At 46.4% G+C, this 13,283-nt stretch carries 12 protein-coding genes and 1 tRNA gene; 4 read left to right on the forward strand and 9 right to left on the reverse strand.

Annotated features, from left to right (window positions below; all coding sequences use genetic code 11):
- Positions 1-145: 145 nt before the first annotated feature.
- The 7 genes from kduI to L21SP3_RS02195 form a co-directional block, all read right to left on the reverse strand.
- The gene (gene kduI / locus L21SP3_RS02165) at positions 146-976 is read right to left on the reverse strand and encodes a 5-dehydro-4-deoxy-D-glucuronate isomerase (RefSeq protein ID WP_077539123.1); all 831 of its coding nucleotides are present in this window, start codon (positions 974-976) and stop codon (positions 146-148) included.
- Positions 977-1,063: 87 nt separating this feature from the next.
- Positions 1,064-1,741, reverse strand: a complete 678-nt coding sequence (locus tag L21SP3_RS02170) for a bifunctional 4-hydroxy-2-oxoglutarate aldolase/2-dehydro-3-deoxy-phosphogluconate aldolase (protein WP_077539124.1) — start codon at positions 1,739-1,741, stop codon at positions 1,064-1,066.
- Between the two features lie 21 nt (positions 1,742-1,762).
- A complete protein-coding gene (locus L21SP3_RS02175; RefSeq protein ID WP_077539125.1) occupies positions 1,763-2,863 on the reverse strand; it encodes a sugar kinase in 1,101 nt (366 codons plus the stop codon).
- A 36-nt stretch (positions 2,864-2,899) separates the two neighbouring features.
- Positions 2,900-3,661, reverse strand: coding sequence for a 2-dehydro-3-deoxy-D-gluconate 5-dehydrogenase KduD (kduD, locus tag L21SP3_RS02180; RefSeq protein ID WP_077539126.1), 762 nt, complete (start codon positions 3,659-3,661; stop codon positions 2,900-2,902).
- 40 nt (positions 3,662-3,701) lie between these two features.
- Positions 3,702-4,463, reverse strand: coding sequence for an IclR family transcriptional regulator (locus tag L21SP3_RS02185; protein ID WP_077539127.1), 762 nt, complete (start codon positions 4,461-4,463; stop codon positions 3,702-3,704).
- Between the two features lie 157 nt (positions 4,464-4,620).
- Positions 4,621-5,979 carry a deoxyribodipyrimidine photo-lyase gene (locus L21SP3_RS02190; protein WP_077539128.1) on the reverse strand — a complete coding sequence of 453 codons (1,359 nt, stop codon included), beginning with the start codon at positions 5,977-5,979 and terminating at the stop codon, positions 4,621-4,623.
- A 190-nt stretch (positions 5,980-6,169) separates the two neighbouring features.
- Positions 6,170-6,240: transfer RNA gene (locus tag L21SP3_RS02195), tRNA-Gln, on the reverse strand.
- A 223-nt stretch (positions 6,241-6,463) separates the two neighbouring features.
- Here L21SP3_RS02195 and L21SP3_RS02200 point away from each other — a divergent pair.
- The 4 genes from L21SP3_RS02200 to L21SP3_RS02215 all read left to right on the forward strand — a co-directional run bounded on the left by L21SP3_RS02200 (position 6,464) and on the right by L21SP3_RS02215 (position 11,541).
- A complete protein-coding gene (locus L21SP3_RS02200) occupies positions 6,464-7,372 on the forward strand; it encodes a sugar phosphate nucleotidyltransferase (RefSeq protein ID WP_077539129.1) in 909 nt (302 codons plus the stop codon).
- Complete coding sequence (locus tag L21SP3_RS02205) at positions 7,357-7,560, forward strand: hypothetical protein (protein WP_077539130.1); 204 nt, start codon at positions 7,357-7,359, stop codon at positions 7,558-7,560. Before L21SP3_RS02200 ends, L21SP3_RS02205 begins: the two co-directional genes overlap by 16 nt.
- 85 nt (positions 7,561-7,645) lie before the next feature.
- Positions 7,646-9,508 carry a sodium:solute symporter family protein gene (locus L21SP3_RS02210; RefSeq protein WP_077539131.1) on the forward strand — a complete coding sequence of 621 codons (1,863 nt, stop codon included), beginning with the start codon at positions 7,646-7,648 and terminating at the stop codon, positions 9,506-9,508.
- 170 nt (positions 9,509-9,678) lie between these two features.
- Complete coding sequence (locus tag L21SP3_RS02215) at positions 9,679-11,541, forward strand: sodium:solute symporter family protein (protein ID WP_077539132.1); 1,863 nt, start codon at positions 9,679-9,681, stop codon at positions 11,539-11,541.
- A gap of 74 nt (positions 11,542-11,615) precedes the next feature.
- Here L21SP3_RS02215 and prfA read toward each other — a convergent pair whose 3' ends face one another.
- On the reverse strand, positions 11,616-12,701 hold the full coding sequence (gene prfA, locus L21SP3_RS02220) for a peptide chain release factor 1 (RefSeq protein WP_077539133.1): 1,086 nt from the start codon (positions 12,699-12,701) through the stop codon (positions 11,616-11,618).
- An 88-nt stretch (positions 12,702-12,789) separates the two neighbouring features.
- Positions 12,790-13,023, reverse strand: coding sequence for a 50S ribosomal protein L31 (rpmE, locus tag L21SP3_RS02225; RefSeq protein ID WP_077539134.1), 234 nt, complete (start codon positions 13,021-13,023; stop codon positions 12,790-12,792).
- Between the last annotated feature and the right edge of the window lie 260 nt (positions 13,024-13,283).

The following is a 13,283-nucleotide window of genomic DNA, read 5'->3' on the forward strand; positions in this document are numbered from 1 at the left end:
AACCGAACTTAACAAACCCTCATAACAGCCTCAAAACCCACTTTTTGCAGAGTTTTCCACAATCATACCGCCGAAGTCAGGAAAAAACTGCGGTGGAATTGCCCGCAGTTTTTTGTGCATCTGAAGCCGATCATTTTTAAAGAAGTTATTTAAAGTCTTCTATGCCTGAGTGATCCATATCGTTGAAGTCTTGGTTTTCGCCTCCCATCCCCCAGCAGAATCGGTAGCCTGATGTGCCTGCTCCTGAATGTATAGACCAGCTTGGCGAAATAATTGCCTGTTTGTCCGCAGCTGCAATATGTCTCATTTCATCCGGCTTGCCCATAAAGTGGAATACGCGGTTCTCCTCGGACATGTCGAAATACATATACGCCTCCATCCTGCGCGGGTGCAGGTGCGGAGGCATTGTATTCCAAACACTGCCCTTGGCGATTTCCGTAAAGCCCATTACGAGCTGGCAGCTTTCTATCCCATCCGGATGGATGTATTTGTAAATTGTGCGCTCGTTGCAGGTATCTTTGGAGCCCAGATGTACCTGAAGGGCATCTTCGATTTTTGCATGCTTAACCGGATACTCTTTATGGGCAGGGTAGCTGAGCAGATAAAAGCACGCCGGCTCTGAGCCGTTTTGGCTGCTGAATGTAATTTCTCTGCTGCCCCGTCCAATATAGAGGCACTCAAGCTTTTTCAGATCGAAAGACTGCCCGTCAACATCAATCGCTCCTTCTCCGCCTACGTTCAAAACGCCGAGCTCGCGGCGTTTGCAGAAAAACTCCGCACGAAGCTCATCAGCTGTGCTGAGGGTGAGTGATTTTTCTGCCGGAACCGCAGAACCTAAAATAGCCCTGTCAACGTCTGAGTAAACCATTTCGATAGTGTTCGGCTTAAAAAGGGTTTCTACCAAAAAATTATCTCGGATTTCCTGATTTGTCATTCTTGAGAATCTAACTGGATCTGGTGAATACCTTACTTCCATTTTATTGCTCCTGTCTGAATTTTAAGATTTAATTACTGCTCTGCTAATTAATTTAACAGTTTTGATTTTGCGAATATTTCATTCCGATCAAAGCCTTGCCCTAATCTCGCTTATCTTTCTTATGATTTCTGCTGCCTTTTCGGTGAGCTTTTCGTACTCTTCTTCTGAAGTAAAGCTGCCTTTAATGAGCTTTGAACCTATCCCCGCAGCTGCGATTCCAGCCGAGAACCACTCCTCGAGGCTTTCATCCGTGGGTGAAACACCGCCCGTGGGCATCAGCTCTGTCCATGGCATAGGTGCTTTAATCGCCTTGGCGAAAGCAGGCCCTCCAACCTGAGCCCCGGGGAAGATCTTGCAGATTTCCACCCCCAGCTCGTGAGCGTTATGTATCTCCGTTGCGCTTCCGCAGCCCGGGCTGTAGGGGATTTTGCGTTTATTGCAGAGAAGGGCGGTTTCTCTGTCGAGTATCGGGGAAACGATAAAATCAGCTCCTGCAGCAATATACATAGCTGCTGTAGAGCCATCGCTTACTGAACCTGCCCCGATAATCAACTCAGGAAGCTTTTCATCTCTGTAATAGGCAAGCTCTTTGAACACATCAATCGCTCTGTCTCCGCGGTTGGTGAATTCTACAACTTTCGCCCCGCCTTCAGCGCAGGCAGCAGCAATCCTGCAAACCTTCTCGGCCTCAGGCTTATAAAACACCGGCACAAGACCAATGCTCTTGATAGCGGCAAGGGTTTCGAGTCTTGAATGTTTAGCCATATCTAATCTCCGTTAAATAAGTCAGCGTGCAATCCTTGCAGAGCCGCCCTCCACGAGCCTTTCAACTTCCTTAAGGTCTGCTGTTGTGGTATCGCCAGGCGTAGTCATAGCAAGAGCGCCGTGGGCTGCTCCGTAATTCACTGCTGTTTGCGGGTCTTTACCTTCCATAAGGGCATAAATAAGTCCAGAGGCGAAGCTGTCTCCCCCGCCGACGCGGTCTAAGATTTCGAGCTTTTCTCTGAGCTGGGCATCGTAAAACTTCCCGCCTGAGTAAAGCACAGCCCCCCAGTCGTTTTTAGAAGCGGTAACGGCATTTCTCAATGTCGTGGCCACTGCCTTGAAGTTTGGGAATTCGCTCACTGCCTCCCTGATCATCTTCTTGAAGTTTGCCGGGTCGAGCCTGCTGCAGTTTTCATCAAGCCCTTGAACTTCAAAACCAAGCGAAGCTGAAAAGTCTTCTTCGTTGCCTATCATAACATCCACAAGCGGGGCGATTTCTCGATTAACTTCCATTGCTTTTTCTTTGCCGCCGATATCTTTCCATAGCGATGCGCGGTAGTTCAAATCGTAGGATACAATTGTGCCGTATTTTTTTGCGGTCTGCATTGCTTCAATAAGAGCTTCAGGAGTTGTCTCGCTCAGGCCTGCAAATATTCCGCCCGAGTGAAACCAGCGGATCCCGTCGATTCCAAAAATCGAATCCCAGTTGATATCGCCTTTTTTGATCTGCGATGCAGCGCTGCAGCCACGGTCGCTGCAGCCTCTTGCTGCTCGAAGGCCGAACCCTCGTTCAGTGAAATTCAGCCCAACACGTGATTTCCGGCCGATACCATCGAAAGGCACCCATTTAACGTATTCCTGGCTCACGCCGCCCTGATAAAGCAGATCTTCGAGCAAACGACCGACCGGATTGTCAACTATTGCCGCTGCCACTGCAGCCCGTTTGCCGAAGCAGCGTTTGAGCCCGCGTGCTACATTATACTCCCCGCCGCCTTCCCATACGTTAAACTGGCGGGTTGTGTGGATTCTGTTTTCGCCCGGGTCAAGACGAAGCATAATCTCGCCAAGTGAGAGGATGTCGTATTTGCATTCTGATTCAGGACGTAAATTAATATCGCTCATAATAACTCCTTTGCCTTTATCGAAATCGGGCGAAGATTATCTGGCAAGCCAGCCCCCGTCAACGGCTACAGTATATCCGTTCATATAGTCTGAAGCCTCAGAAGCGAGGAAAACAGCGGCTCCCTGGAGGTCTTCAGGTTTACCCCATCTGCCCGCAGGTATGCGGCCTAAAATTGCCTTGCTTCTCTCGGGGTCTTCCCTAAGCGGCTTTGTATTGTCTGTGGCCATATATCCCGGAGCGATTCCATTGGTGTTGATCCCGTGCTTGGCAAGCTCATTTGCCATAAGTTTCGTGAGCCCCATAACAGCGCTTTTCGAGGCTGTATATGAAGGAACAAAGACCCCGCCCTGAAAGCTCAGCATTGAAGCGATGTTTATTATCTTTCCGCCTCTGCCCTGTTCTATAAGCACCTTGCTCACTTCCTGGCTCAGGAAGAAAAGGGTGCGGAGATTCACGTTCAAAACATCGTCCCAGTCTTTCTCGGAGAATTCTGTGAAGGGGGCTCTGCGTATAGTGCCTGCATTATTAACGAGAATATCAATCCCGCCCAGTTCGTGCTTTGCCCTGCTTACTATTTCAGATACAGGTTCTTTTGTCGTCAAATCCCCCTGAACAGCAATGCATTTTCTGCCGAGCTCTTCAATTTTTGTTTTGGTCTGCTCCATACTGCTTTTAGCAGCAAGAGCTACATCAGCTCCGGCCTCGGCCAGTCCGATTGCCATAGCCTGCCCAAGACCTCGTGAGCCGCCTGTTACGATTGCCTTTTTTCCGTCCAATTTGAATTTGTCTAAAATCATTTTCATCTCCTTTAAAACATTAAACTAACAGTCTCTTCTCTTAATTCCTCGAATAACCCATTGCTTCGCTCAATTTCTCTGCACACTGAGTTACTTCTCCCGAAATACCTTCTATTCTTTGTTCAGGCAGACTGCTTGATGGGCCGGTTATCCCGATTGAAGCGCATACTTCTCTGCTCCCGTTTTTTACGGGCGCAGCAATACAGCATACATTTTCATGATACTCTTGAGCATCTACGCTGCAGCCGTTCTCGAGAATTTTATTTACCTCTTTTTCCATCTCTTCGAGCGTTGTGATAGTGTTTTCGGTAAATTTTTCCGGATGGTGACTGCAGTAGTAGTTCTTGAGGCTGTCTTTGTGGATGTATGCAAGAAAAATTTTTCCTGTGGAGGAGCAGTACAAAGGAACAGTAGTCCCGGGTCTTGAGGCCACGCGTACAGGGTTGGGGCTGTCGTGAACTTCAAGGATCAGCGACTGCCAGCCGGCAGGGACAGCAAGATGGCTTGTGCATCCTGTTTTGTTAGCAAGATCGCGTAGAAAAGGAACGCAAAGAGATCTTATCTCCATTGAGTGCAGTGAGTCCAGCCCGATTTTCACAAGCTGCGTGCCGGCGAAGAACAGCCCGTTTCTCTTTTCAGCCATTCCCTGAGCGCAGAGAGTTTGGAGTATTCTGTAAACCGTGGTTCTTGCCGCTTCAGACATCTGTTCAATATCTGAAGCACTTAGCCCGTCAGCATTCTCGGCTAAAAGTTCTAAAATCCTGCAAGCCTTGATTATATTCGGAATCTGATATTTATTCATATTTGAAAACCCTTGTTTATATATGAAATATTTTATGAGAACTTGTCTATCCTGTCAACTTTGAAACATTGAAAACAGGGATTTTGAGCTGTGTTTTTTAACGCTCTTCACGTGTAAGATGAATTATCGGAAAGCTGGAATTGAAGGCAACTGCCTGCTACTTAGCCAAAAGTTCGTTGACTCTGCTGATATAGCTTTTCATATTGAATTTCCGCTCGAGCCCGCGGTCGTTCATATACCGTACCGAGCCGAATATTTTGCGTTTTGTCCAAGGCCTGTCGTGATTTCCGAAGCACCATGCAACACCAGCAAAGCTGTTTGGGTCGTTTCCATCCAAAGAGTAAACGTTGTTCAGTCTCAGAGCCCAGTCGAAGGCTGTTTTGGGATTGTTTGTCCATTCAAGAATCTTTTTCCCCCAGTACATCCGCATATATCCGTGCATTTTGCCCGTGATTGCCATTTCCTTTTGGGCAGCGTTCCAGTATTTGTCGTGTGTACGGGCTTTTTCAAGCTCTTCGTATTTATATACATACTCGCGCTTTGCAGATTTCTGCTCTTCGAGGGTTTCTCTTGCCCATGCCGGCAGGGCTGAATATCTCCAGAAATTTTCAGTGAACCAGACAAAATTGAATGCAAGTTCTCTTCGAACAAGCAGCTGCTCTAAGAAAGCATCACAGGGTTTGCCGCTTTCTTTAACCCTGCGGTAAATAAGGGCGGGGCTTATTTGACCGAATCTGAGGTACGGGCTCAGCCCCGACTGAAAATCTTCCGCAGGATCGTTGCGATTGTTTTCATAATTTTCGAGGCGATGCTCTATGAACTCGGCAAGCATTTTTTCAGCGCTGCGCTGTCCGCCGGGGTGTAAGAGGTGCCCTGTATAATTGAATCCTGCGGCCTCTCTCAAATCTGGACGGGCATCATGGATTGAGAATTCATCGCTTTGTATATCTGTCTCAAGTGAGCTTTTAACTGCTTCATTTTTTCCGCAAGGTGCGATGAAATTCTTAGCAATAGGCACAATTTTGCGTCTAAGCGTGGCTGCGCTGTATTCACGTTTGTTGGAAGCAGTTTCCACTGGCACGATGACATTTGCATCAACCTCAAATACAGGGCATTTGCATCTTCGAGTTATAACGCTCTCCCATTTATTTTCGGTATAAGCGTAGCCCCTGTCGAATATTAGTGATTCTGCTTCGCTGCAGTATTTGGGTATCGCTGCTGTGGGTTTATCCTTCTTGAGAACGAATTTTATATTTCTCTCTGCCAAACTCGCCTCTACCTCTTTAAGCCCTTCAAGCATAAATCTGTAGCTGCGCTTTCCGCTCTGAGGGAATTTGTCTATAAGGCAGAACATTACAATCACAGGCACTCCGGCGGCATTTGCCCTTTCAACTGCAAATTCAAGGGCAGGATTTTCTATTGTCCTAATAGATGCGTGCATCCAGTAAAGTACATACTCCCCTTCCTTACGGCTTGGGAGGTTATTGAGCTTTGTTATTCTCTCTTGCTGTGTCATTTTATTTTCAGTAATTTATATCTCAGTTCAGAGCAATATAACATAATATAGACTCAGCGGCAGCTTTTTAAAGATTTTTTCTGATTTGTTTTTGACTTACGAGTTCTTGTTTTGGATTTTGAATGCTGGAGTGGTGAGCGTTGAATTTTTTGAAAGCGTAAAAAAAGCCGGCCTTCAGGCCGGCTGAAAACTGGGGTACAGGGATTCGAACCCCAACTAACTGAGCCAGAGTCAGTCGTGCTGCCGTTACACTATACCCCAATCTCTGGAGGCCAGAGAATATATAGAATTGGCCTTACGAATCAAGCAAAATTTTAACATAATTTGAGTCTTTCTGCAAAAGGGCGGGCTGCTGAGCAAATGGAAGGAGATAAATGCAGGGCAAAAATTTAAATTACAACTTTTCTAAAGAAGCAAAACTTGTAAAATCTTGACAGTAAATTATACTTTGGAAACTTAGATTATTATATTACAAAGGTACGGTATGAAACCATCTTTAGTAGTTATGGCAGCAGGTATGGGCTCACGATACGGCGGACTCAAACAGCTTGATTCAGTTGGCCCGTCGGGTGAGTCTATAATAGAATATTCGCTTTTTGATGCAATAAGAGTAGGTTTCGGAAAGGTAGTTTTTGTTGTAAGAGAAGAGTTTAAGCAGATTTTCCACGATAAAATAGGCTCTGTTGCTCAAGATTTAGCAGAAGTTGATTATGCTTGTCAGGAGCTTGATGCGATGCTGTACGGCAGGGAAATACCCGAAGGCAGGACAAAGCCTTGGGGCACAGGCCATGCGGTTCTTACAACTAAAGATCTGATAGAGACCCCTTTTGCTGTTATAAATGCAGATGATTTTTACGGCAAGCAGGCTTTTGAAGTAATGGCGGAATTTCTGTCTCATCCACGCGGCCATGGGGAATATGCAATGTCGGGATTCTCTCTTAAAAACACACTCAGCGAGTATGGAAGCGTTTCAAGAGGGCTTTGCTCAACTGACGGAAAACATTTCCTGAAGAAAGTTGAAGAATATAAAGAGATTTTCTGGAATAATGGCGAGGTCTGCTCACGCCTTGATAGCGGTGAACAGATAAAATTGAACCCGGAAACTATGACAAGTATGAACTTCTGGGGATTTCAGCAGGATATTTACGAACATCTCGAGCAGCAGTTTCATCAATTTATTGATGAGCATGGAAGTGAGCTCAAGAGTGAGTTCTTTATCCCAAACGTTGTTGACAGGCTTATAAATGAAAATAAGGCGTGCGTTAATGTCCTCCCAACCTCCGGTACATGGTTCGGTGTTACCTACAAAGAGGATAAGCAGTTCGTGCAGGAGAATATAGCCAAACTTACGGAAAAAGGCATATATCCGGAGAATTTATGGGAAAAGAAGTAACAGAAACAGATAAAAAACTTGCTCAGCACTGCGTAAACTGCAAAATATGCCGTTATGCCAGAAAAAGGCAGAAGGGTATTATTTATTCACTGATTAAAATTGGTGAGAAATTCTGTCCGTTCTGCCGCGCCTACGAAAAGGTTTACGGCAAAAAAGCTTACGATACTGAGCAGGGAAATAGTGAATAGTGTATTAACAGGCCTAATTTTAGGCCGCTGTTGCTGCTTTGGTTAGGCAGCAGAAAGTTGGCAGTGTTTTTATAAGGAAAAGATTATGCTGATGGTTACAGATGTTGTAGAAATTGCTGTGATAATGGCCTATCTGGTCATTGTGATTATGCTGGGCTGGCTTGGTTACACGAAAACCAAAACCGCTTCGGATTTTATGCTTGCCGGCAGAGGAACTCATCCCTTCGTGATGGCAATGAGCTACGGTGCTACATTCATCTCTACAAGCGCAATTGTCGGATTTGCCGGCGTTGCCGGAATGTTCGGGATGGGAGTACTTTGGCTTGTATTCCTGAACATATTTGTAGGCATATTCATAGCTTTCGTTTTTCTCGGCGAGAGAACACGCCACATGGGGCACGTGCTCAATGCCCATACCTTCGCTGAGCTTCTTGGCAGGCGGTACAACAGCAAGGCTGCGCAGGTTTTCTCCGGCATTATAATAAGCCTGTTCCTCCCTCTCTACGCAGCAGCTGTGTTTATCGGCGCATGCGAATTCATTACTTCACATTTCGGCATCTCCTACCACCTTGCTCTGCTGATTTTTGCTGTGATAGTAGCTTCATACGTGGTAACAGGCGGGCTCAAGGGGGTTATGTATGTAGATGCGATGCAGGGAACTATAATGACCGTCTGTATGATTACAATGCTTATACTATGCTATAAGATGGTAGGCGGGGTTGCAGAGGGGCATGCCCAGCTAACTGAGATGTCTGATGAGGTTTTCGTGGGTTTCAAGGCGATTGGTCATCAGGGCTGGACAGAGATGCCTAAGTTTGGCTGGGGAGACAGTCAGTATGACCTCTGGTGGATTCTTGTATCGAGCATAATCTGCGGCGTAGGTTTCGGCGTGCTTGCTCAGCCTCAGCTCACAGTGCGTTTTATGACAGTACGCAGTAAAAGAGAGCTCAACAGGGGCGTCTTGATTGGCGGATTGTTCATATTGCTTATTCCGGGTACAGCTTACGTTGTGGCAAATATGTCGAACGTTTATTTCAATAAATATGAAACAATTACCGGCCAGCTGCTCTCTCGTACTGAAAGGGCGGATGTTATAGCGAAGAAAACAAGGGATGTGGAAAAAACGATTCCCTGCAGTCTTCTGCATATTGACGAAGACGGGGATAAAAAAGCCGATTTTCATGTCATTGAGAAAGGCCTCGGAAAGGCAGCTGCTATTATGCCAAAGGCTGAAGTAAAGCAGCTGGAAAATGGGCTTATTCAAGTTAAGCCCCGCGGAACTGCCTTTAAACGCGCCCTGACGCAAACAAGAAACGGCCGCTGGATGCTCAACGCAGACAGCGTGATACCAAATTATATCCGCTCTGCGATGCCCACGTGGTTTTCTCTTTTGTTTCTGATTACCCTGCTCTCAGCGGGAATGAGTACGCTCTCAAGCCAGTTCCATACGCTGGGGAGCACCTTTGCCCACGATGTATTCCGAAAACTGAGAAACAAAGAAACCAGCAGTGTTAAGGTAACAAGAACGAGCATTCTTGTAGGTATCATAATTGCTATGCTTCTGAGCCTGTATGCAAGGGGAGGCTTTATTGTTGCCCGGGCTACAGCAATCTTCTTCGGCCTTTGCCTCTCCTCGTTCCTTCCTTCGCTTGTGGGAGGGTTATTCTTCCGCAGAATGACAAAACCAGCAGCTCTCAGCTCTATGGCAGCTGGGTTCGGTGTTACGGTATTCTGGCTTCTTTTCGTTAAAGCCAAGGAGGCCGGGGCTATAGGCCTTGTTCAGCGTTTTACAGGAGGCGAATCTTCTATCCTTGCAGGCTATCCGAACTGGCCGAACGTTGACCCGTGTTTTGTGGCTCTGCCTATCTCAGTTATAACTGCTGTTTTAGTAGCCGCATTTACTAAGCCCAATACAAGCGAGGAGCTGGAAAAATGCTTTGCAAAATAGATTTTGCAGAATTCCGGTTTAGGGTTTAATATTAAAGTATTGTTTATCTCTGAGGTTTATACCGAAGGGGTTATTTTACAATAGAATACAGGGCCTGCTGAAAGGCGGGCATAAATTATGCCGGAAACTTAACGCCGGCGTTCTTTTAAGCGTTTTTAAGGGGAAAAACTATGCTTATGGTTACAGATGTTGTTGAAATTGCAGTGATAATGACTTATCTGGTTTTGGTTATTATGCTCGGCTGGCTTGGCTACTCCAAAACGAAGACAGCTTCGGACTTTATGCTTGCCGGCAGGGGAACTCACCCTTTCGTAATGGCTATGAGCTACGGAGCCACATTTATCTCTACAAGCGCAATTGTAGGTTTTGCCGGCGTTGCGGGTATGTTCGGAATGGGCGTATTATGGCTTACGTTTCTTAATATTTTTGTAGGTATATTCGTAGCCTTCGTTTTTCTCGGCGAAAGAACGCGCCACATGGGGCACGTTCTCAATGCCCACACCTTCGCAGAGCTTCTCGGAAAGAGATACAGCAGTAAGGCGACGCAGGTGTTCTCCGGAATTATTATCAGTCTGTTCCTGCCGCTTTATGCTGCCGCAGTTTTTATTGGTGCATGCGAGTTTATCTCAGCACACTTCGGAATATCTTACCACCTAGCGCTTCTGCTTTTTGCTGTGATAGTAGCTTCATACGTGGTAACAGGCGGGCTCAAAGGCGTTATGTACGTAGATGCTATGCAGGGAACTATTATGACCGTCTGTTTGATTACTTTGCTTATCCTCTGCTATAAGATGGTAGGCGGTGTTGCAGAGGGGCATGCCCAGCTCACTGAGATGTCCGGCGAGGTTTTTGTGGGTTTCAAGGCGATTGGCCATCAGGGCTGGACAGAGATGCCCAAATTCGGCTGGGGAGACAGCCAGTATGACCTCTGGTGGATTATGGTTTCGAGCATAATCTGCGGCGTAGGTTTCGGCGTGCTCGCTCAGCCTCAGCTTTCTGTGCGTTTTATGACAGTACGCAGTAAGAGGGAGCTCAACAGGGGTGTTCTGATTGGCGGATTGTTTATATTGCTTATTCCGGGTACTGCTTTTGTTGTGGCAAATCTCTCAAACGTTTATTTTAATAAATATGAAACAATTACCGGCCAGCTTCTCTCACGTACTGAAAGGGCGGATGTTATAGCGAAGAAAACAAGGGACGTGGAAAAAACGATACCCTGCAGTCTCCTTCATATTGATGAAGACGGCGATAAAAAGGCAGATTTCAATGTCATTGAGAAAGGCCTCGGGAAGGCGGCTGCTATTATGCCAAAGGCTGAAGTAAAGCAGCTTGAAAACGGGCTTATTCAGGTTAAGCCCCGAGGTACTGCCTTCAAACGTGCTCTGACGCAAACAAGAAACGGCCGCTGGATGCTCAACGCAGACAGCGTAATCCCAAACTTTATTCGATCTGCAATGCCCACATGGTTTTCTCTTTTGTTTCTGATTACCCTGCTCTCAGCGGGAATGAGTACGCTCTCAAGCCAGTTCCATACGCTGGGCAGCACGTTTGCCCACGATGTTTTCAGGAAGCTTAGAAATAAGGAAAACAGCAGTGTTAAGGTAACAAGAACGAGCATTTTGGTGGGTATCATAATTGCTATGTTTCTGAGCCTGTATGCAAGGGGAGGCTTTATTGTTGCCCGGGCTACAGCAATCTTCTTCGGCCTTTGCCTCTCCTCGTTCCTTCCTTCGCTAGTAGGCGGGCTCTTTTTCCGAAGAATGACAAAGGCTGCGGCTCTGAGCTCTATGACAGCGGGGTTCGGCGTTACGGTATTTTGGCTTCTTTTCGTTAAAGCCAAGGAGGCAGGAGCAATAGGCCTTGTTCAGCATTTTACCGGAGGCGAATCTTCTATCCTTGCAGGCTATCCGAACTGGCCGAATGTTGACCCGTGCTTTGTGGCTCTGCCTATATCAGTAATCACTGCTGCTTTAGTAGCCGCATTTACAAAGCCCAATACAAGCGAGGATTTGGAAAAATGCTTTGCAAAATAGAGGCATATCCCGGATGTGCTGATGAAGCGGTTTGAATCTGATTTTCGGGGCGCTGGCTGATACCCTCGCCCCGATTATATATTATCGAGTCTCTGCTGCTTATCGTGCGTTTGAAGGGCTTCTACGATCTCGTCAAGCTCGCCCATTATAATTTTGTCAAGGTGATAAAGCGTTAGATTGATCCTGTGGTCAGTAACGCGGTTCTGCGGGAAATTGTATGTTCTGATCCTCTGAGAGCGGTCTCCAGAGCCGATCATAGCCTTTCTCTGCGAATCACGCTCGGCTCTTTCCTGCGAGATGAAGTGTTCATATATGCGGCTTTTCAGGATTCGCCAAGCCTTTGCCCTGTTTTTATGCTGGCTCTTCTCATCCCGCATACTCACAGTAATTCCGGTGGGGATATGTTCAAGCTTTATAGCGCTGTTTATCTTATTAACGCTCTGCCCGCCCGGGCCGCCTGCACGACTGACATGTTCTGCTACATCGCTTTCTTTGATGTCCACCTCAATATCTTCCGGCTCGGGCATAATTGCAACAGTAGCAGCGGAGGTGTGTATTCGCCCCTGTGTTTCGGTTTCGGGAACTCTCTGCACCCTGTGCCCGCCGCCTTCATATCCAAGGCATGCCCAAACTCCGGGGCCTTTAATTCCAGCTACAACTTCCTTTACCCCGCCTTTTTCCGAGCCCGCAAACGAAATCGTTTCAACCTTCCAGCAGTTTGCTTCAGCGTATCTGGAATACATTGAGAAAAGGTCTCTGGCAAAAAGGGCGGCTTCATCTCCGCCTGTGCCGGGGCGTATCTCGATTATGACAGAGTCTATCGCTGCATCATCCGCCATCACAAGCTTATCTTTTAAGTCCTGAAGAACCTGCTCTCTTCTTTGTTCGAGCTCTTCGATCTCCGCTTCAGCCATTTCCCGCATCTCGGGGTCCTGCTCGTTTTCAAGGATCTCTTCGGAGCCCTTAATTCCTTCAGCGCATTCATTATACTCCCTGTAAAGGCTTACCACAGGCTTCAGTTTGGCCTGCTCCTTTGTAAGAGGGATAAGTTTGGAATGGGCTGAAGCAATTTCGGGGTCTTGTATTTGTCTGTCAAGCTCATTAAGACGTGCTTCAAGCTCGGAGAGCTTTTCAAGAAGTCTGGTATTGTCTTCGCTCATTAAAACCTGAATAGATTAACTAACTCTTTAATTAAAAAAAAGACGCTGCCTGTATTAAAGGCAGCGTTTGGTAAGCTAAGCTGTTAGGCTAATTCTTTTTCTTTTTTACTCTGTCAAGCAGGCTGTTGCCGTATTTTCTCTGGAAACGTTCAATACGTCCTGCAGTATCAACAAACTTCTGCTTGCCGGTAAAGAACGGATGGCACATTGAGCAAATCTCAACATGCACCTCTTTATTCAGAGTGCTGCGTGTTTCAAACGTGTTTCCGCAGCCGCAGTGAACTGTTACCTTGTTGTATTTTGGGTGTATCTTGTCTTTCATAATAATGCTCTCCTGCCTGTCTATAAGCTATGAGCCGATTAATTGTTACAATATATAGTTCGCTGCCGGTGCTTATTTGTTCAGCTTTCGTTTTGTTTATAAATTAGATAGCTGAAAGAAATTGCTCTGCCGGCAAATTAACGAAAGCATAATTCTATTATTCTAAAAAATATTTTCAAGCAGTATTTTTTACTTTTTGGGGAATTTCTTTCTTAAAAACAGAAGGCCGCACCTCAAAGATGCGGCCTAATCTGAATTCT

The organism is Sedimentisphaera cyanobacteriorum (genome assembly GCF_001997385.1).
In the GTDB taxonomy this organism is placed as follows: Bacteria; Planctomycetota; Phycisphaerae; order Sedimentisphaerales; family Sedimentisphaeraceae; genus Sedimentisphaera; species Sedimentisphaera cyanobacteriorum.

Coding starts and splice junctions, on each gene's coding strand:
- kduI (WP_077539123.1), bottom strand. CDS start 976: ATGGAAGTAAGGTATTCACCAGATCCAGTTAGATTCTCAAGAATGACA.
- L21SP3_RS02170 (WP_077539124.1), bottom strand. CDS start 1,741: ATGGCTAAACATTCAAGACTCGAAACCCTTGCCGCTATCAAGAGCATT.
- L21SP3_RS02175 (WP_077539125.1), bottom strand. CDS start 2,863: ATGAGCGATATTAATTTACGTCCTGAATCAGAATGCAAATACGACATC.
- kduD (WP_077539126.1), bottom strand. CDS start 3,661: ATGATTTTAGACAAATTCAAATTGGACGGAAAAAAGGCAATCGTAACA.
- L21SP3_RS02185 (WP_077539127.1), bottom strand. CDS start 4,463: ATGAATAAATATCAGATTCCGAATATAATCAAGGCTTGCAGGATTTTA.
- L21SP3_RS02190 (WP_077539128.1), bottom strand. CDS start 5,979: ATGACACAGCAAGAGAGAATAACAAAGCTCAATAACCTCCCAAGCCGT.
- L21SP3_RS02200 (WP_077539129.1), top strand. CDS start 6,464: ATGAAACCATCTTTAGTAGTTATGGCAGCAGGTATGGGCTCACGATAC.
- L21SP3_RS02205 (WP_077539130.1), top strand. CDS start 7,357: ATGGGAAAAGAAGTAACAGAAACAGATAAAAAACTTGCTCAGCACTGC.
- L21SP3_RS02210 (WP_077539131.1), top strand. CDS start 7,646: ATGCTGATGGTTACAGATGTTGTAGAAATTGCTGTGATAATGGCCTAT.
- L21SP3_RS02215 (WP_077539132.1), top strand. CDS start 9,679: ATGCTTATGGTTACAGATGTTGTTGAAATTGCAGTGATAATGACTTAT.
- prfA (WP_077539133.1), bottom strand. CDS start 12,701: ATGAGCGAAGACAATACCAGACTTCTTGAAAAGCTCTCCGAGCTTGAA.
- rpmE (WP_077539134.1), bottom strand. CDS start 13,023: ATGAAAGACAAGATACACCCAAAATACAACAAGGTAACAGTTCACTGC.